We start from the raw sequence: 23,927 nt of genomic DNA, 5'->3' as shown, positions 1-23,927 counted from the left end.
TATGCGCTTAAGCAAGTTATTTAAAAATGCTCCAACTGTTAATATTACCGGCTTATGTTCGGATTCAAGAAAAGTAAAACCAGGAAATATCTACTTTTGTTTACCAGGCATAACACACGATGGACATGATTTTATCAATCAGGCTTTAGAAAATGGAGCTAAATGTATAGTCCATTCCAAAAAACTTGAAGAAATGAAAAGTGGTGCTGTTTATATTCGTGTTGATGATGTTATAGACGCGATGAACCAATGTGCACGCCTGTTTTATTCAAAACCGGCTGATAAAATGCTAATGTATGGTGTAACAGGTACAAATGGAAAAAGTACTATATCGAACATCATCCGAAATATTCGTAATACGATTGAACCTTGCGGATATATCGGAACAATTTCCATCGAATATGGAAATGTCAAATTAGCTCCTGATTTGACAACACCAGATCCATTAGTATTGCACAAAACGATGTCTGATATGGTCCAAAAAGGGATGAAAGCCTGTGCTTTGGAAGTAAGTTCTCATGGCCTTGCGCAGCATCGTGTTGATGCAATCAAATTTGATGTCGCCATCTTTACCAATTTTACTTATGATCATCTAGATTTTCATGGAACATTGGATAACTATTTTGAGGCAAAAAGTCTTTTGTTTAAAAATCTTGTAAAACAAGATGGAGTATCGATTTTAAATGTTGATGATGAAAAATATGAAGATCTAAGAAGTATTTCAAGAGCTAAAGTTATTTCTTATGGAATTGATCGTGAATGTGATTATCGTGCTATCAATGTTGTGATTGATTCACACTATTCTCGCTTTGATCTTGTTTATGGAGGAAAGACTTATAAAGTTAAAACCAATCTGGTTGCGACATATAATATTTATAATCTTCTTGCCAGCATTGCCGCTTTACATGAAACGGGAATGGATTTACAGGAAATCATTGATCAGTGCGAACATCTTCCTCAAATTGATGGACGTCTAGAACAAATAGATCTAGGACAACCTTATCATGTTGTCGTTGATTTTGCACATACGCCTGATGGTATGGAAAAGATCATGCAGTTTGGACGCCAAATCTGTAAAGATAAAAAATTGATTGCGGTCTTTGGTTCGGCCGGTAAACGAGATATTGCCAAACGTAAAGTATTTGGTGAAATTGCAGATCAATATTGCGATTTGATCATCTTAACTGAAGACGATCCTCGTGATGAAGATCCAAAAGAAATTGCCGATCAAATCAAAGAGGGAATTAAATCCACACAAAACATCTTTATTGAGGATCGTTATGAAGCCATACGTCAAGCTGTAGAAAATGCCAATGAAGGCGATGCGATCCTTCTATTAGGAAAAGGAGACGAATCTTTTATCTATCGAGAGAATGGAAGGGCTCCTTGGATCGGTGATAATGTTGCGGTTAAGGAATGTATTGAAAAATACACGAATCAAGCAGCATAAAAGTCTTGAATTTTTTAGTATTTTGATATATAATCATCTTGCTTAACTCGGGAAGGGAGGTTTGTTTATGCCAAAAGTAGTTGTTAAAGAAAACGAACAATTGGATGACGCTTTAAGAAGATTCAAACGTCAGGTATCTCGTAATGGCACCCTTGCTGAGGCGCGCAAAAGAGAATTTTACGTTAAACCAGGTGTACGTAGAAAATTGAAATCTGAAGCAGCACGTAAAGCTCGTAGAGGAAAATAATGAATCTGCATTTTATGCAGATTTTTTTCTTATAAGGAGGAACTTATTTGAATTACTATTCTTTTGATCTCTTGGATCGCACTTTGGATGAAGTGCAGATCTTTACAGGTTTTGAAGATTCTAATTTAGAAATCATAGAGAAACATTTTAAAACAAAGCTTTTAATTCGTTCTCATGAAATCAAGATAGAAGAAAATGAAAACACTGAATCTATTGTTCTCGTTATACAAAAATGCTTTGAGTTGATTGATACGCAACGAAAGCTTCATTCACAGGATGTAAGTTATCTTTGTACTTTGGCAAAAGAGAACAAATTAAAGGATTTTCATGTGGATCAATTACGACCAATAGGAAAGACCCGATCAGGAAAATTGATTTATCCTAAAACACTGGGGCAGGCTATTCTTTGCGATGCTCTGCGTAAAAACGACATTGTTTTTTCAACAGGCGTTGCCGGGACAGGTAAAACATATCTTGCGGTAGCATATGCCGTTCATTGCTTGCGTCAGGAAAAGAAACAAAGGATCATTTTGACTCGTCCGGCCGTAGAAGCTGGAGAATCTTTAGGTTTTTTACCAGGTGATATGAAAGAGAAAGTAGATCCATATTTAAGACCTTTATATGATGCCTTGTATGATATGTTAGGACAAGAAACAGTAGAGAAATATTTAGAGAAGCAGGTAATTGAAATTGCTCCTTTAGCTTTTATGCGAGGACGAACATTAAATGATGCGATCGTCATCTTAGATGAAGCACAAAATACGACAAAAGCGCAAATGAAAATGTTTTTAACTCGTATGGGTAAAAACACACAGCTTGTGGTCAATGGAGACGTGACACAGATTGACTTGATTCGAAAAGAAGACAGTGGTTTGATGCAGGCTACAAGAATACTAAAAGGAATTCATGGAATTGCCATCACGAATTTACATGCCAACGATGTTATTCGCCATCCTTTGGTACAAAAAATCATAGAACGTTATTCAGAGATTGAAAATTCGTGAATCTTAATGTATACTAGGTAGGAATTTGGAAGGTGAAATTATATGGGAAGACACTTTGAAGTGCGTGCCGCTGCAATGGCTAAGACTGCTAATGCAAAAGCAAAAGTTTATTCAAGATATTCTAAAGAGATCTTGGTTGCCGCAAAGAATGGTGATCCAGATCCAGATATGAACCAGACATTAAAAAAAGCAATTGAACGAGCAAAAGCAAATAACGTTCCGGCTGACGTTATTAAACGTGCTATTGAAAAAGCAAAAAGTTCAGCTGATGAAAGCTATTCAAGTGCTCGTTATGAAGGGTTCGGACAAGGCGCAGGTTCAACGATCATCATTGACTGTTTAACTGACAATGCAAATCGTACAATTGCAAACCTTCGTGCCTGCTTTAACAAATCGCATTCTAAACTTGGTGTTGGAGGTTCTGTATCTTTTGGATATGAACACTTAGGCGTTATCGTTATTCAGTATGAAGATGAAGAAGCGATGATGGATGCCATGATCGAAGCAGATATCGATTTACATGATATTGAGATCGAAGAAGGATATATGACAATTACTGTTGAACCAACACAATTAGATGATGCGAAAACAGTGGTTGAAAACTTGATCCCAGATGTGAAATTTGAAGTATTAGAAGATAAGATGGTTCCAAATGAAACAGTGACTCTTGAAGGAGAAGATTTGGAATTATTCAAACGTTTATTAACATTATTAGATGATGTTGACGATGTTCAAAACGTATATCACAACGTCGAAAATGCATAAATCCATTGAAGAAGAATTGAAATAAACGCATATCGTAGAGAATGTACGGCTGGTGAAAGTACTATATAAATTTATTTCTGGACACTTTGGAGGAATCGAACAAAAAATTCGATCGTACGTCGCGTTAAGACTAGAGAGTATGCTAACAAGCATAAAATAAGGTGGTACCGCGTTCAAAACGTCCTTATATAGGGCGTTTTTTTATTTATTAAAAAAGGAGGCAAAGTATGGCGTATCAGATTCCAAGAGGAACACAAGATGTTTATGGTGATCAATCGTATAAGTGGCAGCAACTAGAACGTATTTTTCGTGAATTCTGTTACTTATACAACTATGATGAGATTCGAACACCAATTTTTGAACACACAAATGTATTCAAAAGAGAGAATGACTCCAGTGATATGGTCAATAAAGAGATGTACACATTCCAACTTGAAAACAGTTCAACTTCACTGACCCTTAGACCAGAAGGTACAGCTGGTGTTATTCGTAGCTTTGTAGAAAATAAGATGTATGCAAATCCGGATTTACCTGTCAAATTGTATTATATGGGACCGATGCATCGTCACGAAAGACCACAAAAGGGAAGACTTCGTATCTTTAATCAGTTTGGTGTCGAATGTCTAGGAAATAAATCCCCTTATACAGATGTTGAATGTATTACATTAGCTTTTTCTATTTTGAAAGCTTTAGGTTTAAACGATATCAAAGTAACGATCAACACCTTAGGTGATGATGAAAGTAGAGCAAGCTATAGAGCTGCATTGAAAGAATATTTTAAACCACATTTAGATGATCTTTGTTCAGACTGTAAGCGTCGTTATGAACAAAATCCTTTACGTATTCTTGACTGCAAGATCGATCATGATAAAGAATTCATGAAAAATGCACCGAGCATGAAAGATTATTTAAATGAAGGATCTAAGGAATATTTTGAAACTGTATTATCTCTTTTAGATGAATTAAATATTCCATATGAAATTGATGACAATTTGGTTCGTGGTTTAGATTATTACACACACACTGTATTTGAGATTGTTTCCATCAATAAAGAAATGGGAGCGCAGTCAACAGTATTAGCTGGTGGACGCTATGATGGATTGATTTCTTACTTTGGCGGACCAGATGGTATGAGTGGTATCGGCTGGGCTCTAGGAATTGAACGTATTTTACTGGCTTTAGAAGCAGAAGGCGTAGCTTTAGAAACCAAACCGGCTTTAGATGCCTATGTTATGTGTTTAGATTCGGAAGCTAGAAGCAAAGCGTTACAAATCGTGACCGAATTAAGAGCGTATGGGTATCGAAGCGATATGGATATGTTACAAAGAAGTTTTAAAGCCCAATTTAAAGCTGTCGATCGAGCAAAGGCAAAAGTTGCAATCTTGATTGGAAATACAGAAGTTGAAAACAACCAGGTAACGATCAAAGATCTAAAGAAAAAAGAACAGACAACGGTTGATATGGAAGATATGATAGAAACATTGGATCATATCTTAATAGAAGAACATGATCATTAAAAGGAGAAACGATTTATGAATAGAACACATCATAATGGAGATTTACGTTTAGAAAACGTAAATGAACATGTAGAGCTAGTAGGATGGGTTGCCAAAAAAAGAAACTTTGGACAACTTGTGTTTATCGATCTTAGAGATCGCTCTGGAATCTGCCAGCTTGTATTTGATGAAAGTATGAGCGAGGCATTAAAAGATGTCCGCAATGAATATGTATTATCTGTATCTGGAACCGTACTTCAAAGAAAAGATGCCAATCCAGATCTAAAAACAGGTGAAATTGAAGTTAAAGTTGAAAAGTTTGAGATCATCAATAAAGCTAAAACAACACCATTGATCATTGCGGATGAAACAGATGCTTTAGAAGACACTCGTCTTCAGTATCGCTACTTGGATCTTCGTCGTCCAGTGATGCAAAACAAATTAATCATGCGTCATAAGATCACTCGCAGCATGCGTGAGTATTTAGATAATAATGATTTTATTGAAATTGAAACACCTATGTTAGGTAAAAGCACACCAGAAGGAGCTAGAGACTATCTAGTGCCAAGTCGTGTTCATCCAGGATCTTTTTATGCACTTCCTCAATCACCTCAGCTTTATAAACAGTTATTAATGATTGCCGGTTTTGAAAGATATTATCAATTTGCTCGTTGTTTTAGAGATGAAGATCTAAGAGCGGATCGTCAAACTGATTTTACTCAGGTTGATATTGAAACAAGCTTCTTAAGTGAAGTAGAAATCCAAACCATGATGGAAGAAATGATGGTCAAATTAATGAAAGAAGTTAAAGGAATTGATATTCAAGCACCTTTCCTTCGTCTAAGCTATGAAGAAGCTATGAATCGTTACGGTTCGGATAAACCAGACAATCGTTTTGGCTATGAACTTCAAGACATTACAGAAATCTTTAAAAACAGCGAATTCAAAGTGTTTAAAGACTGCATCGACAATGGCGGCGTAATCAAAACGATCGTGATTGATAACTTCTCTTCAATAACACGAAAAGAAATTGATAAATATACTGAATTGGCAAAGAAAAACGGGGCAAAGGGATTGGTTGTCTTAAAGGCTCAGGACAATGAGTTAACCGGTTCAGCTCGTAAGTTCTTAAGCGAAGATGAAGTAAAAGCTCTTTACGATACTTTATCTTTAAAAGATAAGGATGTTTTATTTATCGTAAGTGATCAATGGACCAAGACATGTAATGTATTAGGGGCTTTACGTAATGAGATTGGTTATAAACTTGGTTTAAAGAAAAAAGATGAATTCTCATTCTTATGGGTAACAGATTTCCCAATGTTTGAATGGAGCGAAGAACAACAGCGTTATGTTGCCTGCCACCATCCATTTACACAACCAAAAGAAGAAGATATCCCATTACTAGATACAGACATTGCCAAAGTAAAAGCCAATGCATATGACATTATTTTAAATGGTTATGAACTTGGTGGCGGAAGTCTTCGTATCTATGATAATGATTTACAGGAAAAAATCTTTGAAATTTTAGGTATGAGCGAAGAAGAAATCCGTAATAAGTTTGGATTCTTTATTGATGCCTTCCAATATGGAACTCCGCCTCATGGTGGATTGGCATTCGGACTAGATCGTATTGCGATGATCTTAAGCGAATCCGATTCCATTCGTGATGTTATTGCATTCCCTAAAAATGCCAATGCGAAATGTCCAATGTCAAAAGCACCTACACCTGTAGATCCAGCTCAGTTGGAAGAATTACATATTGAAATCAAAAAATAACGTTTTAGCATGCCAAACGGCATGCTTTTTCATTATAAATACGGTGTTTCAAAAACTTATAAAATGTCAAGACTTGTAATATTATTTATAGTCAGGTATTATGAAATTGCCCAGGAGCTTATACATTTTCCTACACGCGAGATAAGGGAGACCGGACGTTTCTCTGTTGTGTTGAAGACCCGCTACGAGTGGGGATCCTAATGCATAGAACAGGTCACCCACCTGTACATACAGGGGAAGATCGCCTGTTCCTGGGTTTTTATTATGTTCATTTTCGGTTATAATACTGGTAAGTGGAGATACAATTATGAGCAAAAAAACAGAATTTATTGAAATTTATCAAACGTATATTAAACGCGATGGGGCAAAGGATTTTTTAGATTATTTATGTTCGAATAAATCTGATTTCTTTACAGCTCCTGCAAGCACACGTTTTCATGGATCATATCCGGAAGGCTTGGTTGAACATAGTATCAATGTATATCATTGTCTAAAGGATTATCTATCAAGAAATCGCGTAAAAGATATGTATGGCATGGATTACGATGATGAAACAATTGCCTTGGTTGCTTTGTTGCATGATGTATGTAAGATCAATGTTTATAAAACAAGTTATCGCAACAAAAAAGTAAATGGGGAATGGCAGCAGGTTCCATATTATGAGTTTGAAGATGAAATGCCATATGGACATGGAGAAAAAAGCGTTTATATGATTTCACCTTTTATGAAACTCACTCGGGAAGAGGCATTTGCCATTCGTTATCACATGGGATTTTCCAATGAGGATCCCGCTCGTAATGTTGGATATACATTTGAACATTTTCCTTTAGCGTTTGCGCTAAGCACAGCGGATATGGAAGCTACGTATTTTGTGGATGGAAAAGAATAAAGGATTCTATCAAGTGAATATGGGCATTCACATTAATGTTTTTTACAATCGTTTTGCTTGCTTGGAGGGCAAATCATTTAGAAGAAATGATTGACTGGATAAGGCTACAGGTTGAGATACCTGTTTACTTATCCAGTTTTTTTCTTTTTACCTTTAAGTAAAGCCATGTTATTTAGAAAAGAGAATGTTGATTTTTTAAATGATAAGATCAAATTGATGTATTTAAAATATTTGGCAGTGCATTTTTTTCATTGATTGAAAGTGTAGTGGATATGGCTATGGTTGGACAATATCAAAGACCTGATGTAACAGCAGCTCTTGCGCTCGTAAGTCCTATATGGAATATTATTTATAGTCTAGGATTCTTGATTGGAAGCCGCTATTATCAAATAAGCTTAAAAAAAGAAGACACAATTTCTAGATCGTGTCTTCTTTTTGCCATAAACTCACTTGTTTTTCGTTATAAAGAGCTCTTAAGAAATTGTCTTCTGCTTCTGGATATTCTTCGTAAAATTTGTAAAGTTTTTGTTTAATGTCTTCTCTTTGGGTAAATCCATCATTAGGACAAACACGTTTTACCGCAGGAATGTTATTACGTTCGCAAGCTCGAATAATATCTTTTTCGCGTAAATACACCAATGGTCGAATCATGGTCATATCCATTCTTGACATATATTGTTTTGGCAAGAATGTGGCTATCTTTGAACCATGGATCATATTTAAAAATAGTGTTTCAATAGCATCATCCCCATGATGTCCTAAAGCAATTTTATTACATCCTAATTCTCTTGCTTTATCAAAGATAACTCCTTTTTTAAACTGAGAACATAAAGAACACTGTATTTTACCCGAGTTATTTGTTTTCTTTTTTAAGATGTCATAGATTTGAGTTTTTTGGATATACAATTCTAGATTATGTTCTTTGGCAAAATTCTTCATAGTTTCATGTTCGAATTCTTCGAATCCTACATCTACATGGATTCCATATAATTTGAAATCTTGTCCTTGAAATTTTTGATACATGCTTAAAGCTAAAAAAAGCACCATACTATCTTTACCACCGCTTAAAGCTACGGCAATCGAATCACCTGGTTCGATCAATTTATAATCTCTATCAGCATTACGTATACCTCTTAAAATTGGCTGAAGTTTCATTTTATCCCTACTTTCATTTGACTATTATAAAGTGTTGCGAAGAAAAATAAAAGTCAGTAAAATAAGTAAGGTGATTTAAATGGATGGAATTCTAGTGATCAACAAGCCGGCTGGCATGACCAGTCATGATGTTATCAATAAGCTTAGAAGAAAATATAACCAGAAAAAATTTGGACATACAGGAACTTTAGATCCAGATGCAACTGGAGTTCTTGTCGTACTTTGCGGTAAAGCATGCAAAGCTTTACAATTTTTAAATGATACAGATAAAAAATATGTATCTTCCATTCAGTTAGGATATTTTACTACGACCGATGATATCCATGGAGAAATAACCCAACAAAAAAATATAAACTTAGATTTTAATTTTGATGAAGTATTACGATCTTTTTTAGGAAAACAGTCTCAGCAGGTTCCGATGACTTCAGCAAAAAAAATCAAAGGAAAAAAATTGATGGATTATCAAAGAGAAAATATTGATATTGAACCTGTCTATCAAGATATAGAGATTTATTCGATTCATTCGATCAACAAGGACGATCTATCCTTTGAGGTTCATTGTTCAAGTGGTACCTATGTTCGTTCCATTTGTCGTGATCTAGCTCTAAAAACAAACAATGCTGGCTGTATGAAATCATTACAACGAACAGCTGTTGGACGATTTACTATCGATATGGCCCAAGACATTGAAGATGAGCCTGTTTTGTATCCTGTTTCTATGGTTTTAGATCATTTACCTTTTGTTGAATATGAATCTATTCTTGAGATATATCAAGGCAAGCAGATTCATTTAAATCAAGATGAACCACTTGTCTGCATCACAGAAAATAACGAACCTGTGGCTATTTATGAAAATATAGGAAACGGGATTTACAAAAGCAAAAGGGGGTTATGGTAATGAACATCATTCGTATCAATCATAAACATATACCGCCTGTATTTAATAAAACAGTGGCCTGTATCGGCTATTTTGATGGATTTCATAAAGGTCATCAACAGCTTGTAAAACAAGCTATAGAGATTGCCCAAAAGAAGAATATTGATGTTTCTATTATTACATTTGATCCAGATCCATGGCATATTTTTAAGCCGGAAATGAAGTTGTACCATCTAATGTCTTTATCTGATAAGATCCAGGTATCCAAATCATTGGGCGCTCAGAACTTTTATATACTGACATTCACAAAGGATTTTGCATCTTTAAGTGCCGACCAATTTCATGATGTACTGCATCAGATGAACATCGATACACTTGTCTGCGGTTTTGATTTTCAATATGGCTGTAAAAATGCAGGAAATGTAGAAACATTGAAGAAACAAAACTTATTTGATGTTGTAGTTGTTGATAGCATAAACGAGGATAATAAAAAGATTTCTTCGTCAAGAATAGAACCTATGATCCTTGAAGGAAATGTATACGACGCCAATCATATGACTGGTTATATATACTCCATTCATGGTAAGATCGTTCATGGATTCAAAAGGGGATCGACATTATTGAATATTCCAACCGCAAACCTGCTTGTGGATGAAGAATATGTAATACCGAATACAGGTGTCTATGCCGGTTGTGTAAGTGTAGATGATACTTTGTACTATGCTATGATCAATATTGGAAAGAATCCAACTTTTGAAAATGAAATACAAACCATTGAAGCGCATATTCTAAATTTTGATCAAGATTTATACGAAAAAGAAGTACGTTTTTATTTCTATAAAAAGATTCGTGATGAAAAGAAATTTAAAAATATAGACGAGTTAAAAGATCAGCTGGTGTCTGATATCAAAACAACGCAAAACATAATGACATCATCGAATGAAGTAGTTAAGAATACCGCTAAAACATGGGATAAAAAGCTCTTTATGTAACGCATTAAGTTTGTTATAATAGATATTAGAAATGAAGGTGAAGTTATGGCAAAAGAATATATCGTACTAGAACCCAAAAACAAATATGGAAATATCAATTTAAATAAAAGCGTATTTTCTTCAATCGCATTAAATGTGATCGAAGAAGATGAAAACGTGAAACTGGTAGAAGGAAATAAACCTTTCAAAGGTGGTATCGTGACCAAAATCGATGATAACCAGTTAACCTTGACTGTTCCAGTTAAAGTTAGTTATAAGGCAAACGTATCTGATGTTTGTGCAAACCTTCAAAACAAGATCTTTGAAAGCATTTCTTATATGACTGAACATACACCAGATTCAATTGAAATCGAGGTTGTAGGATTTATTTTTTAGGAAATCTTTCGGATTTCCTTTTTTTAAAGCTTGAAAGGAGGAGAGTATGGCCGTATCTTTTGATAACTATTTAGTTGTTGGCATTTCAAGTAGAGCCTTGTTTGATCTTGAAGAAGCTAATAAAATCTTTGAAACACAAGGTTTAGATGCATATCGGGAATATCAAATTCAACATGAAGACGATATTTTAAAGCCTGGTGCCGGCTTTGGATTGGTTAAAAATTTATTAAACATCAATGAGAAAACTTCAAAAAAGCTCGTTGAAGTGATCGTGATGTCTCGTAATTCAGCCGAAACCTCATTGCGTATCATCAATTCTTTAAAACATTATGGTTTTGATATCGGACGAATGGTCATGAGTGGTGGAGAAGACATATCAAGATATCTAAAAGCTTTTGGTGTTGATTTATTTTTATCCTGTAATGAAAATGATGTATCCAATGCGATCAATGCCGGTTTTCCTGCTGGTTTGATCTACAATACAAATACGATGTACAAATTCCCAAATGATCAAATTCGTATTGCCTTTGATGCTGATGCGGTACTATTCAGTTCCGAGAGCGAAAAAATATATCAAAAAAAAGGGTTAGAGGCCTTTGTGAAAAACGAAGAAAAAAAACAAGATGAAGCATTACACAAAGGACCAATGGCTAAATTTTTGTTCAGCCTGGCATCCTTACAAAAAAATTGTAAAGATCAAAATCTATTAAGAACAGCCATTGTAACCGCTAGAGATAAAGATGCCGGTATTCGCGTGATCAAAACACTGCGAAAATGGAATATCGTCGTTGATGAAGTATTCTTCCTTCAAGGCGCAAACAAAGCAGATGTTTTAGAATGCTTTGGAGCTAATATATTCTTTGATGATCAAGATGTTCATGCACTACCGGCCAGTCAAGTCGTGCCGAGCGCAAGAGTACCATATAAAAAAGGAGAGAAACCACATGAATAGACACGAACAACGAATTATCGCAATGAAATCAATTTATCAACATTTATTGTTGGATAAAGACATTCGCAAATGCGTTTATGAATGTATGGATGGCTGTAATGAAATTGATGGGTATCTATATAGCTTAACAATTGGAACTGCAGAAAATAAAGAGAAATATATTGATATGATCAATCCATTATTACGTAAAGACTGGTCGTTTGATCGTTTAAGCATCTTGGAACAAACGATCCTTTTGATTGCCTTTCAAGAGATTTTGGTAAATGAAACTCCAAAAGCTATCGTAATCAATGAAGCCGTTACTTTAGCCAAAAAATACTGTGATGAAGATGCGTATAAATTATTAAATGGAGTAATCGATCAACTATGAGCCAGGATATGATCGTACCTATCAGTGCGGTCGTTTCCAGAATCAAGACGATCGTATCCAATATTGAAGTACATAAAGTTTGGATCCAGGGTGAAGTCAGTAACTTGACCAAACATCGTTCAGGACATTACTACTTTTCCATCAAAGACAATTATGCTGAATTAAGCTGTGTCATGTTTTCCAGCTATGTAAATAAACTTACTTTTTCTTTGGAAGAAGGAATGAAAGTCTTGGTCAAAGGATCTTTAAATGTTTATGAACAAAGAGGAAATCTTCAATTATATGTAAGAACGATCAAACAGGATGGCATGGGAGAACTCTTCCTTGAATTTGAAAAGCGTAAAGAAATGCTTTTTAAACAAGGATATTTTGAAGATTCTCACAAAACCATCAAACCGGATTTTATCGAAAATATTGGATTGATCACAGCTAAAGAAGGAGCTGCTCTTCATGATGTCATGTCAACGATACAAAGACGTTGGCCAATGTTGAAAGTAACCTTATATCCAGCATATGTACAAGGAAGCTTTGCACCTGCATCATTGATCAAACAGTTAAAGAAAGCCGATCAAAATGATCACGATGCGATACTGATCGTACGAGGTGGGGGAAGCTTTGAAGATCTCTTTTGTTTCAACGATGTAGAATTGGTTAAAACAATCTATAACGCAAAAACGTATATAGTCAGTGGGGTAGGGCATGAAGTAGATACAACGCTATGTGATCTAGTCAGTGATCATAGAAGTGTAACCCCAACAGCCGCTGCTCAATGGGTGACAAATGATCAATATGATGTTCTAAATGAGATTCAAAATAAACAAGATCTTTTGATCAATCAGATGCGGCATATCTTAGATGTCAATCAAACTCGATATTTAAATATTAGTGCCAATCCATATATGCAGGATCCTAAGCTGTGGATAAAACAGAAACAACTTGCCTTGGAAAACTTAGAAAGTCGTTTAGATAAACACAAAGAAATGTTTTCTAATCAGCAAAATAAAATTGAAGAGTTAAAAAAATCTATGTATCACGCATTCAATCAAAAATTGATCAATGCATTCCATTATCGTGAAGATAAACATAAAGAAATGATCTATGCGATTGAACTATATCACATGGTCGTCAAAAAACATCTAAAAGAAAATGAAGGTCTTTTAGATGCGTATTCACCACTAAAAGTTTTAACTCGTGGATATTCCATTACAAATAACAATGAACATGTGATTCGTTCTGTTAACGAAGTCAATGAAGGTGATATGATCTTTACAAGACTATCCGATGGAACCATCACATCAAAAATAATAAAAAAGGAGAAACAAAATGGCTGAAAAAAAGATGAAGTTTCAAGATGCGATGAATCGCTTAGATGAGATCGTTGCCTTGTTAAATAATTCTTCCTTAGAACTTGAAGAAGCTATGAAATATTTTGAAGAAGGTCTTGCCTTAAGCAAACAATGTGAGAAACAGTTAAAAGAATTTGAAAATAAAATGGATCAGTTAATGGTTGCCAAGGAGAATGACGATGAATCAGAGCAATGAATTTGAAACCTATTTAAAAGAAACGGTTTTAGAAAAACTTCCATCCAGAACCAAAGAAGCTATGTGTTATTCTTTGATGAATGGTGGAAAGCGCGTTCGTCCTCAGCTTTTATTTGCGGCTTTACAACATTATGGTATGGATCCAAAAGATGGTTTTGCCTGCGCTTGTGCCATTGAAATGATTCATACGTATTCTTTGATTCATGATGATTTACCGGCAATGGATAATGATGATTTTCGTAGAGGCAAACCAAGTTGTCATAAAGCCTATGATGAAGCCTGCGCTATATTGGCAGGGGATGGCTTATTGACAAAAGCATTTGAGGTTGTCTTAAGAACACCTTGTTCAGATACCAATAAAGTTAAGCTTGTTGAAGCTTTATCTAGTTACAGTGGAATTGATGGCATGATTTATGGCCAGGAGTTAGATATTCAATCGGAAAATGATCCTCATGCCACATTGGATACACTTTTAAAGATAGATGAGTATAAGACCGCAAAATTATTGACACTACCATTAGTTTGTGCAGCTATCATTGCCAATAAACATGAAGATATCGAAATCATGAAAAAAATCGGTTACGATCTAGGCGTACAATTCCAGATCCAAGATGATATACTAGATGTAACAAAGACAAGCGAAGAACTTGGTAAATCAGCCAGTGATCAAGAAAATAATAAGACAACAGCCGTAACGATCCTTGGTTTAAACAAGGCAGTAGAAATGGTAAAAGAATTACAGGAAGATCTAAAGAAATGCCTTATGTCTTTAAATGGCAATACAGAGAAATTAGAAGAGATTTTTGATTATCTAGTAAAACGAACATATTGATATTGAAACGAGGGATAGTATGCGAATCTATGATATTGAGTCGCCAAAACAAATCAAGAACATGTCCATACCTCAATTAGTCGAATTATCCAACGATATTCGATCCTTTTTGATCAGTTCAATTTCTAAAACAGGAGGACATTTATCCAGCAATCTTGGTGTCGTGGAATTAAGTATAGCCATGCACTATGTTTTTGATGCACCTAATGACAAATTGATCTTTGATGTTGGGCATCAATGTTACACACATAAGATTTTGACCGGAAGATCACGCCAATTTACTACTTTAAGAAAAAAAGACGGTTTAAGCGGCTATCAAAAACGCAGTGAGAGCATATATGATTGTTGGGAAGCCGGGCACTCATCCACTTCTTTATCCGCTGCTCTAGGCTATGCGATCGCAAGAGATATCAAAAAAGAAAACTATGAAGTCGTTGCGTTGATTGGAGATGGAGCTTTAAGTGGTGGTATGGCCATGGAAGCTTTAAATGATATTGGATCTAAACAAAAAAAGATGATCATCATCTTTAATGACAACAATATGTCAATATCTCGAAATCATGGAGGTATTGAACAAAGAATCACGTCTGTTCGTTCCAGTCAGATTTATCGTGGAATCAAGCATGATATTAAATCCAATCTTCAAACAAATAAGGTTGGAACTTCGATCTTGAATGCCATGACATCTGTTCGTGATATCGTAAAGCACGATATTATCAATGCTGGTCTTTTCCAGGATTTTAATCTGGATTATATCGGTCCTGTCGATGGCCATAATATTTCTGATCTCATTAAAGTATTAAATACCGCAAAAGAACATGATGGTCCAATCGTTGTCCATGTTTTGACAAAAAAAGGAAAAGGCTATCCTTATGCTGAAAAAGATAAAGTAGGTAAATGGCACGGAGTTTCTCCATTTGATATTGAAACAGGGCGTTCTTTGATGAAACTGCCAAATGATGAACTTACATGGTCAGAAATCATTTCAAGAACTTTGATGGATCTTGCCCGTAAAGATAAAAATATTGTTGCGATCACGCCAGCCATGGCACAAGGCAGTAAACTATTAGATTTTGAAAAAACATATCCCAATCGTTTCTTTGACTGTGGAATTGCCGAACAGCACGCAATCACCATGGCTTGCGGAATGGCTGCAGGAGGATTAAAACCATTTGTAAGCGTATATTCAAGTTTTCTTCAAAGAGCTTATGATCAAATCAACCATGATATGGCTAGAATGGATCTTCCTGTTGTTGTAGGTATTGATCGCGCTGGATTGGTTGGCGATGATGGTGATACGCATCAAGGTGTATTTGATATTTCTATGTTACGAAGTATTCCAAATTTAATCTTATCTCAACCACATGATGCCAAAGAAGCTCAAAATCTTTTATATACCGCTTTTGTCAGCCAGAAACCATTCTGTATACGATATCCACGTGGAAATGTTCACTATGATAAAGTAGACCAATATGAATTGATTCCGATTGGTTCATGGACACGTTATGATGTAGGTGATAAGCCAATTTGTATCGTGATCTCATATGGGTATGATGTAGACAATGTCATACACAAAGCCAAAGAAAATAGTATTTCAATGATCGTGATCAATGCTCGATTCTTTAAACCAATTGATACAATAATGATCAATGAATTATGTTCTTATGATCTTCCTATCTATGTGTATGAAACTGATTGTAAAATTGGATCACTATCCAGTGCGATCCTAGAATATATCAATACTCAAAAACACATTCTGAACACCATTGGTATTGAGGATCATTTTGTCAATCATGGATCTATTCGAACATTAAGGATCCAGGAACATATAGATACACAAAGTTTATTTAAGGAAATCATTGAAAATGACTAGATTAGATGTTTATTTAAAAGATCATTTTAAAACACGAACCAAAGCCCAGGATGCCATCAAAGAGGGAAGAATCAAAGTCAATGATATCGTGATTCGAAAACCTGGCTTTGATGTTTCTGAAAACGATACCGTTTATATCGAGCCAATATCACAAGAATATGTATCAAGAGCTGCTTATAAATTATTAGCTGCCTTTGATGCATTCCAGATTGATATTAAAGATCAGGTAGTTTTGGATATTGGAGCAAGCACAGGTGGTTTTACGCAAGTCTGTCTTGATCATGGGGCAAAAAAAGTGTATGCCCTGGATGTTGGTCATCTACAGCTGGATGCAGATCTAGAAAAAGATGAAAGAATAGTAAAGATGGAAGGGTATAATGCTCGGCATATCGATTCAGAAGACTTTAAAGAAAATATTGATTTTATCTGCATGGATGTAAGCTTTATATCTTCAAAGACCATCTTAGAAGCACTGTTTGAAAAACTTTCCTTCAAACATATTGCCTTTTTGATCAAGCCACAGTTTGAATGTGGTCCACAGGCTTTGGATAAACATGGGGTATTAAAAAATAAAAAAATAGAAGAACAGATCGTCATTGATTTAAAACGATATATGATGCGTTATTTCCGTCAAGTACAGACTATCAAGAGTCCTATCAAAGGACGTCAGGGAAATCAAGAATATGTACTATACGCAAAAGAAGTGAGGTGAAATTTGTGATTGAAGAACTGTATGTCAAAGATTATGTTTTGTTTGAAAAAGCAAATATCGATTTTTCTAATCATATGAGTGTAATTACAGGTGAAACTGGAGCCGGAAAGAGTTTGTTGATCGATGCGATTTCATTATTAAGCGGACAAAGATCAACCTCTAACGTAGTCAGAAAAGATGCCAATAAAACCATACTTCAGATGCGGCTTTCCAAACCTAGCCAGGAAGTGCTCAATCTGCTTGAAGAAAATGATTATGATATAGAAGATGATATCTTGATTCAGCGAACAATTACAGAACAAGGCAAAAGTTCCATGAAGATCAACAATCAACCGGCGACCTTATCCTTTGTTCGTCAAATTGTTTCTAAGATGGTTGATGTTCATTCACAAATGGATACATATCAACTCATGGATCCAAACGTGCAACTTGATTTACTTGATCGCTTTGCGAATTGTGAAACGCTAAAAAATGAAGTAAAAAACCTTTATCAAATCTATGCCCGTGCTTCAAATGAATTAAAAAAAGCTCAAGAAGAAACATTTTCCGATGATGCTTTAGAATATGCCACTGCACAATACAATGAAATTAATGATGCCGATATCAAAGAAGGGGAACTTGAAGAACTTTCAAATCGCATTAAAGAAGTTGCCAATGCACAGAAAACATTAGAAGACTTAAATGAATCCATCTATACTCTGGATAAAGATGGAGGCTTGATCGATTCACTTTACAATTTAAAAAAATCTTTACAACGCAACTACTGGGATACTTCTATTGAAAACTTAGATGATATTTATTATGAATTTGTGGATCTAAGTGAAGAACTTAAGAATCGCAGAGAAGATCTTCAACGAGATACTCATGAGCTGGATAAACTACAGGAAAGAGAATATCTGATCAAGCGATTGTATCGTAAACATGGACAAAGTTATGAAGGTTTGATGAAAGCCAAAGAACAGTACATGGAAACAATTGACAAGATCATTCATCGTCAAGCGGTTTTAGAACGTTTGAGCAAAGAAAAAGAAGAAGCGTTAACTCTTTATCAAACAAAGGCAGAATCACTCTCAAAACAACGCAAAAGCGTCTTTAATGACTTATCTAGTCAAATTGAAACACACTTTAAAGATCTTATGTTAAAAAACGCTCGTTTTAAAGTTGATGTACAAAGAAAAGAGCCATCCGCAAATGGAATCGATGATATCAATTTCGTTGTTTCCATGAACCCGGGACAGTCATTCTCACTTTTAAAAGATTCTGCATCAGGTGGTGAACTTTCCCGTTTGATGCTGGCATTAAAAGTTGTTTTCCAATCTCAACAGGGGATCGATACGATCATCTTTGATGAGATTGATACAGGTGTATCCGGCAAAGTTGCCTATGCCATGGGAAATAAGATGAAAACATTATCAAAAGATTATCAAGTTCTATGTATTACGCATCTTGCCAGTGTCGCTGCCTGGGCCGATCATCATTATCGTGTGGCAAAGAATAGCCAAAGCGATTCAACTTTAGCTCATGTCGAAGAATTATCGGATCAACAAGTACTTGAAGAACTTGCCTTGATGTCTTCTGGTTCCGTATCTAAAGCAAGTCTTATGGCTGCCAAGGAATTAAAAGAAAGGACAAACCAGGATGGCTAGAGTATTATTTCATATCGACATCAATGCTTTCTTTGCTTCAGCCGAAGAAATCAAGCATCCAGAATACAAGGGCTTACCATTAGCTGTAGGCTCTTTGTCATCTAGAGGGGTTTTATCAACGGCAAACTATGCAGCTAGAGAACTTGGTATTCATAGTGCCATGCCTGTTTTTGAAGCTTTAAAGATCTGTCCTGAATTAAATATCGTTCAAGGAGACTATAATTATTATCGTTCATTGAGCGCTCAGTTTTTTCAATATTTACATCGTTATTCCAACATGATCGAACCAGCCAGCATTGATGAATGTTTTATGGATGTAACAGATACCATCAAACGATATAAAAGACCATTGGATCTTGCGGTCCAAATCCAAAATGGTGTTTATGAAACACTTGGCTTAAATGTTTCTATTGGAGTTGCACCAAACCGTTTTCTTGCGAAAATGGCAAGTGACATGAAAAAGCCAAAGGGAATTACGGTTTTACGAAAAGCCGAGATAGAACGAAAGTTATGGCCATTACCAATTGAAGAAATGGTAGGAATCGGCAAGAAAACGATTCCTGTCCTAAAAAGATATGGAATTCAAACGATTGGTGATTTTGCCAGTCCAGATAACGAAAACTTGATCTTGCGTCTTTTATCAAAGAGTGGGTATTCTTTGATTCAAAAAGCCCGTGGAAATTCAAGTGCACAGTTAAATTTTTCCACGACGCATAAAAGCATCTCTATTTCCAGGACTTATCCAAGCGATATATACACATTAAATGATGCCATGGAACGATTAAAGACATTGACCAATGATCTATGCCGTAAAATGATCCAGGAAAATCAAAAAGGTAAACTTGTATCTATCTCATTGCGAGATACTAATTTTCACAATATCGTTCGTTCTGTTCCTTTGCAGACATATACGAATGCCTATGTAATCGTCTTTGAAGCAGCCAGCGGCTTATTGGAAGAAAACTTTGAAGAAGTTGGTTATCGACATATTGGCGTATCAATGGGCTCTTTAAAAGATGCCAATCGGATCCTGGAACAACCGTCTATTTTTGAAACACCGATCCAAGATACAGATAGTATACTGGCACAGCTTAATAAAAAGCTTGATCACAAAGATTTATTTAAAGCCAGTGATCTATTAAAGAAAGGAAATGAACATGAATGATCTAAGACTTGATTATTTTATACGGCAGGATCTTAAACTATATCAGCACAAAGAACATTTCCATTTCAACACAGATACAAGATTGCTTGCCAACTTTTTAAAAGTGAATGATCAGGAAACCGTATTGGATATTGGTACAAACAATGGTGCTTTATTATTATGGGTTGACCAGTTTGAGGTAAAAAAACTCTATGGAGTCGAAGTGTTAAAAGAAGCTTATGATATTGCCAGATTAAATGCAGATACTTTCTTTCAACATGAGCATGAGATCATTCATGCCCCTATACAAGAAGTCAATGTAGAAAGTGTGGATGTTATCATCAGCAATCCACCTTTCTTTACCCAAAAAGAAACTCATCCAAATGTAAAAATGGATATGCGGCAACTAGGACGCATTGAAATCAATCTAACATTGGATGAATTGATCAAACATGCCAATCGTTTGTTAAAAAGTAATGGACGATTTTATTTTGTCCATCGTCCAACTCGAATGCAGGAGATACTTACAACACTTAACCAATATTCTTTTGGTGCTAAACGAATCGCATTTGCCTATGATAAAGATCATGAATGCAAATCCATCCTCATAGAAGCGATAAAAGAAAGACGATGTAATTGCCAAATACTACCTCCAATCGAGATTTAGTGATAAAATATACACATGGACTTACACGAAGCACTTTCTGATTACAAGCTTAATTTATCTCTTGTAGAAAACAAATCCAAGAAAACGATTGAAGCTTATATGTCAGATCTTACACATTATATCGCTTATTTGAATCAGAAGAATATCAATAATGTGGAAGAGATAACGATCTTAACCGTAGATAATTATCTAAATTCTTTGACTAAAGAGTATTCATCCAATTCGATCAATCGTGTTCTAGCAAGTGTTCGTTCATTTCATAAATTTATCAGTTTGAACCATGAATCAATCAAAGATCCAACACTTTATATCCATACTCATAAGCATAATGAACATTTACCGATCTATGCTTCTGTACAAGATTTAAAAGTATTATTTGACTCCTTTTCCAACAGCGATATAGACATCTATCATAAGACCATCTTACTCACTTTATACAGCTGTGGTCTACGTGTCAGTGAACTTTGTTCCTTGAAACGTAATGATGTCCATTTAAGTGAAAAAATCTTAAAAGTTACTGGAAAAGGGGATAAAGAAAGGATCATTCCTATCGTGGATGCCTGTGTTCAACAAATGGAGCTCTATCTAAACCTTGTTCGAAAAAATTGGCAAAAGAAAACTCTTCCTAATTTTTTTATCAATCAGTATGGACGTGTACTAACAAGACAATATGTCCACAATCTGATCAAAAAGAAATGTGAAGAATGCAACTTGAACCCCAATCTTTCTGCACATAGTTTTCGCCACAGTTTTGCAAGCCACCTTTTGGATGGCAATGCCGATTTAAGGATCGTACAGGAACTATTAGGACACAGTGATATTCAAACAACACAAATTTACACTCACATACAAAATAAGCGTTTAGTAAATGCATATGATAATGCATTTCAAAGTTTTAAGAAGAAGGAGGACGATTAATATGTCATGTGAAGGATGCCCAAATCATGGAAATTGTAATAAAGATGCTTCTACTTGTTCAGTAGAAACAAACCCTAAAAACAACATCAAAAAGATCATAGCCGTCATGTCTGGTAAAGGTGGAGTTGGAAAATCAACCATTACAGTCATGTTGGCAAAGGCTATGGCTAAAAAAGGATTAAAAGTTGGTATCATGGATGCCGATATCACAGGTCCTAGTATTCCTCGTCTACTGGATGCAGCCGATGAACAAGCGTATGCAACAAAAGACAATGAAATTATTCCTATTGTTACTGAGGAAGGAATTAAGATCATGTCTTTGAACTATTTGATGAAAAATGAAAGTGATCCTGTTATCTGGCGTGGACCAGTCATTGCAGGTGTTGTAAAACAATTTTACACAGATGTATTATGGGAAGAATTAGATGTGTTATTAATCGATATGCCTCCTGGAACGGGAGATGTTGCCTTAACGATCATGCAGTCATTGCCAGTACAGGGAATCGTGATGGTTTCTACACCACAGCCAATGGTTTCTATGATCGTCAGCAAAGCCGTACATATGTGTCAACAATTACAGGTACCTGTATTAGGCGTTATTGAAAATATGGCTTATCTGGATTGTCCAAACTGTAATGAACGCATCGAATTCTATGAAACCGGAGAGCTTCATCAGTTTTTTGATGAAACTGGCTTAAAACTATATGGTACATTGCCAATGTTGGATCTGATTCGCGATATCAACAAATATGGATCCTATACAGGCAAACAAAAAGAAGTTGCTGATTCATATATGAGCGATATTGCCGATGAAGTATGGCAGGATGTAAATGAATAATTGTCAGATCATATACAAAGACATTAAGAAAATGTATCTTAGGATCAAAGATAACAAGATCGTGATCACTTGTCCTAAACATACATCTAAAAGAACAATTGAAAACTTTATTCGTTCAAATCAAGATTGGATACAAAAAAGAATGAACGAGAAACCATTTACTGTCGATCATTCTGTTATCCAGATTCTAAATGAACCTTACATCATCAATTTTATACAAGATTCTAAAGTGATGCTTGTTGGAAATAAGATCTATACACCAAATGATCAAAAATCTTTTGATCACTTCTTAAAAACATTTGTCAGTCCTTATTTTCAGGATCGTTTCTATGAAATCAGTGAAGCACTGCAGATTTATGATTTGAATCTTAAGCTGGCCTTTTATAAGTCCAAGTGGGGATCCTGCACTCCATCTAAAAAACAAATCTGTTTAAATCTAAATTTAGCTTATGCACCTTTAGAATGTATAGATGCGATCATTTATCATGAGCTGGCTCATTTGTATGTATTAAACCATTCACAAGCTTTTTACGATGTTCTCTTGAAATGGTGTCCAAACTATAAGGAAATCGTTAAACAACTCAAATATATCAAACCTTGTAAACTGGGGGAATCAAAATGAAATTAGGATTTATAGGTTATGGAAATATGGCAAGTGCCATTGCGAAAGGACTGGTATCTTTTAATGTAATCAAAAACACAGACATCTATGCCTGTGCTCGCAATTATGAAAAACTTAAAACCAATTGTGCTAAATTAAAAATCAACGCCTGTCAAGATTCCACAAACTTGATTACCCAAAGTGATATTGTTGTTATAGCTGTTAAGCCATATCAAATCGCTTCTGTTGTTGAACCAGTAAAAGACTTACTTTCAAAAAAAATCGTAATTTCTATTGCGGCCGGTGTATATTTCGAAGACTACGAAAAACTATTAAATGAAAATACACCTCATTTATCTACGGTACCAAATACACCGATTTCTACGGGAAAGGGAATTATGATCTGTGAAGAAAAACACTCCCTCAATGAAGAACAATTGAATTTGTTCAAAGAAATCTTTGGAAAAATAGCTCTGTTGGAATTTGTGGATACAGACCATTTTTCAATTGCGGGAACATTATCTGGATGTACACCAGCTTTTACAGCTATGTATTTAGAAGCTCTTTCCGATGCTGGGGTAAAATATGGACTTACCCGTGAATCCAGCTATCGTCTAGCCGCTAAGATGATCGAAGGTGTTGGTGCTTTATACTTAGAAAATAAAGAACATCCAGGAATCATGAAAGATGCGGTTTGTTCACCTGGAGGTACAACGATCAAAGGTGTTAGCGAATTAGAAAAAACAGGCTTTCGCGGCAGTGTAATATCAGCCATTGATGCCATAGAAAAAAAGGACTAATGTCCT

Annotated in this window: 25 protein-coding genes and 1 other annotated feature; of the genes, 24 read left to right on the top strand and 1 reads right to left on the bottom strand. The window is 35.3% G+C overall.

Annotated features, from left to right (window positions below; all coding sequences use genetic code 11):
• Position 1: 1 nt before the first annotated feature.
• From HMPREF0367_RS00190 to HMPREF0367_RS00160, 7 genes are all read left to right on the top strand, one after another.
• On the top strand, positions 2-1,450 hold the full coding sequence (locus HMPREF0367_RS00190; protein ID WP_035399978.1) for a UDP-N-acetylmuramoyl-L-alanyl-D-glutamate--2,6-diaminopimelate ligase: 1,449 nt from the start codon (positions 2-4) through the stop codon (positions 1,448-1,450).
• 67 nt (positions 1,451-1,517) lie between these two features.
• Complete coding sequence (gene rpsU, locus HMPREF0367_RS00185; RefSeq protein WP_022355884.1) at positions 1,518-1,697, top strand: 30S ribosomal protein S21; 180 nt, start codon at positions 1,518-1,520, stop codon at positions 1,695-1,697.
• 47 nt (positions 1,698-1,744) lie between these two features.
• Positions 1,745-2,701, top strand: a complete 957-nt coding sequence (locus HMPREF0367_RS00180) for a PhoH family protein (protein ID WP_035399976.1) — start codon at positions 1,745-1,747, stop codon at positions 2,699-2,701.
• Positions 2,702-2,743: 42 nt separating this feature from the next.
• Entirely contained in the window at positions 2,744-3,466 is a 723-nt protein-coding gene (locus HMPREF0367_RS00175) for a YebC/PmpR family DNA-binding transcriptional regulator (RefSeq protein WP_022355882.1), read from the top strand.
• Positions 3,463-3,655: a binding site (T-box leader), on the top strand. (Overlaps the previous gene by 4 nt.)
• Positions 3,656-3,693: 38 nt before the next feature.
• Entirely contained in the window at positions 3,694-4,983 is a 1,290-nt protein-coding gene (hisS, locus tag HMPREF0367_RS00170; protein ID WP_035399975.1) for a histidine--tRNA ligase, read from the top strand.
• Between the two features lie 15 nt (positions 4,984-4,998).
• A complete protein-coding gene (aspS, locus tag HMPREF0367_RS00165; RefSeq protein WP_035399973.1) occupies positions 4,999-6,738 on the top strand; it encodes an aspartate--tRNA ligase in 1,740 nt (579 codons plus the stop codon).
• A gap of 307 nt (positions 6,739-7,045) precedes the next feature.
• Positions 7,046-7,627 (top strand): HD domain-containing protein, encoded by a 582-nt coding sequence (locus HMPREF0367_RS00160; RefSeq protein WP_035399971.1) that lies wholly within the window; start codon positions 7,046-7,048, stop codon positions 7,625-7,627.
• Positions 7,628-8,044: 417 nt separating this feature from the next.
• On the opposite strand, the gene HMPREF0367_RS00155 is transcribed toward HMPREF0367_RS00160, so the two are convergent.
• Positions 8,045-8,782, bottom strand: a complete 738-nt coding sequence (locus HMPREF0367_RS00155; protein ID WP_035399969.1) for a tRNA lysidine(34) synthetase — start codon at positions 8,780-8,782, stop codon at positions 8,045-8,047.
• 79 nt (positions 8,783-8,861) lie between these two features.
• Between HMPREF0367_RS00155 and truB the strand changes: the two genes are divergently transcribed.
• Genes truB through proC form a run of 17 tightly spaced genes read left to right on the top strand, consistent with a single transcriptional unit; the run spans position 8,862 to position 23,921 of the window.
• Positions 8,862-9,680, top strand: a complete 819-nt coding sequence (gene truB / locus HMPREF0367_RS00150; protein ID WP_035399968.1) for a tRNA pseudouridine(55) synthase TruB — start codon at positions 8,862-8,864, stop codon at positions 9,678-9,680.
• Positions 9,680-10,651: a bifunctional riboflavin kinase/FAD synthetase gene (locus HMPREF0367_RS00145; RefSeq protein WP_015535949.1), complete on the top strand. Its 972-nt coding sequence runs from the start codon at positions 9,680-9,682 to the stop codon at positions 10,649-10,651. The genes truB and HMPREF0367_RS00145 overlap by 1 nt, the downstream gene beginning before the upstream one ends.
• A gap of 45 nt (positions 10,652-10,696) precedes the next feature.
• Entirely contained in the window at positions 10,697-11,026 is a 330-nt protein-coding gene (locus HMPREF0367_RS00140) for an Asp23/Gls24 family envelope stress response protein (RefSeq protein WP_022355868.1), read from the top strand.
• A gap of 46 nt (positions 11,027-11,072) precedes the next feature.
• The gene (locus HMPREF0367_RS00135; protein ID WP_035399964.1) at positions 11,073-11,978 is read left to right on the top strand and encodes a 5'-nucleotidase; all 906 of its coding nucleotides are present in this window, start codon (positions 11,073-11,075) and stop codon (positions 11,976-11,978) included.
• Positions 11,971-12,348 (top strand): transcription antitermination factor NusB, encoded by a 378-nt coding sequence (gene nusB / locus HMPREF0367_RS00130; RefSeq protein ID WP_022355866.1) that lies wholly within the window; start codon positions 11,971-11,973, stop codon positions 12,346-12,348. Before HMPREF0367_RS00135 ends, nusB begins: the two co-directional genes overlap by 8 nt.
• Positions 12,345-13,679, top strand: a complete 1,335-nt coding sequence (gene xseA / locus HMPREF0367_RS00125) for an exodeoxyribonuclease VII large subunit (RefSeq protein ID WP_035399961.1) — start codon at positions 12,345-12,347, stop codon at positions 13,677-13,679. The genes nusB and xseA overlap by 4 nt, the downstream gene beginning before the upstream one ends.
• Positions 13,672-13,890 (top strand): exodeoxyribonuclease VII small subunit, encoded by a 219-nt coding sequence (xseB, locus tag HMPREF0367_RS00120; protein WP_035399960.1) that lies wholly within the window; start codon positions 13,672-13,674, stop codon positions 13,888-13,890. Before xseA ends, xseB begins: the two co-directional genes overlap by 8 nt.
• On the top strand, positions 13,874-14,722 hold the full coding sequence (locus HMPREF0367_RS00115; RefSeq protein WP_035399957.1) for a polyprenyl synthetase family protein: 849 nt from the start codon (positions 13,874-13,876) through the stop codon (positions 14,720-14,722). The genes xseB and HMPREF0367_RS00115 overlap by 17 nt, the downstream gene beginning before the upstream one ends.
• A 19-nt stretch (positions 14,723-14,741) precedes the next feature.
• Positions 14,742-16,595 (top strand): 1-deoxy-D-xylulose-5-phosphate synthase, encoded by a 1,854-nt coding sequence (gene dxs, locus HMPREF0367_RS00110; protein ID WP_035399954.1) that lies wholly within the window; start codon positions 14,742-14,744, stop codon positions 16,593-16,595.
• The gene (locus HMPREF0367_RS00105; RefSeq protein WP_051335097.1) at positions 16,588-17,307 is read left to right on the top strand and encodes a TlyA family RNA methyltransferase; all 720 of its coding nucleotides are present in this window, start codon (positions 16,588-16,590) and stop codon (positions 17,305-17,307) included. Before dxs ends, HMPREF0367_RS00105 begins: the two co-directional genes overlap by 8 nt.
• A 5-nt stretch (positions 17,308-17,312) precedes the next feature.
• Positions 17,313-18,953 (top strand): DNA repair protein RecN, encoded by a 1,641-nt coding sequence (gene recN, locus HMPREF0367_RS00100; RefSeq protein WP_035399948.1) that lies wholly within the window; start codon positions 17,313-17,315, stop codon positions 18,951-18,953.
• Positions 18,946-20,118 (top strand): DNA polymerase IV, encoded by a 1,173-nt coding sequence (gene dinB, locus HMPREF0367_RS00095; protein ID WP_035399945.1) that lies wholly within the window; start codon positions 18,946-18,948, stop codon positions 20,116-20,118. Before recN ends, dinB begins: the two co-directional genes overlap by 8 nt.
• Positions 20,111-20,764 carry a tRNA1(Val) (adenine(37)-N6)-methyltransferase gene (locus tag HMPREF0367_RS00090; protein ID WP_022355858.1) on the top strand — a complete coding sequence of 218 codons (654 nt, stop codon included), beginning with the start codon at positions 20,111-20,113 and terminating at the stop codon, positions 20,762-20,764. Before dinB ends, HMPREF0367_RS00090 begins: the two co-directional genes overlap by 8 nt.
• Positions 20,765-20,779: 15 nt before the next feature.
• Positions 20,780-21,682, top strand: coding sequence for a tyrosine-type recombinase/integrase (locus HMPREF0367_RS00085; RefSeq protein WP_035399939.1), 903 nt, complete (start codon positions 20,780-20,782; stop codon positions 21,680-21,682).
• Between the two features lies 1 nt (position 21,683).
• Positions 21,684-22,520 carry an Mrp/NBP35 family ATP-binding protein gene (locus HMPREF0367_RS00080; protein ID WP_035399936.1) on the top strand — a complete coding sequence of 279 codons (837 nt, stop codon included), beginning with the start codon at positions 21,684-21,686 and terminating at the stop codon, positions 22,518-22,520.
• On the top strand, positions 22,513-23,142 hold the full coding sequence (locus tag HMPREF0367_RS00075; protein WP_035399934.1) for a M48 family metallopeptidase: 630 nt from the start codon (positions 22,513-22,515) through the stop codon (positions 23,140-23,142). Before HMPREF0367_RS00080 ends, HMPREF0367_RS00075 begins: the two co-directional genes overlap by 8 nt.
• Positions 23,139-23,921, top strand: a complete 783-nt coding sequence (gene proC / locus HMPREF0367_RS00070; RefSeq protein ID WP_035399931.1) for a pyrroline-5-carboxylate reductase — start codon at positions 23,139-23,141, stop codon at positions 23,919-23,921. The genes HMPREF0367_RS00075 and proC overlap by 4 nt, the downstream gene beginning before the upstream one ends.
• Positions 23,922-23,927: the final 6 nt, after the last annotated feature.

The organism is Faecalitalea cylindroides ATCC 27803 (genome assembly GCF_000469305.1).
GTDB lineage: Bacteria > Bacillota_I > Bacilli_A > Erysipelotrichales > Erysipelotrichaceae > Faecalitalea > Faecalitalea cylindroides.
The sequence above is the reverse complement of the archived record's forward strand: the minus strand, read 5'-3'. Positions and strand labels throughout refer to the sequence as shown.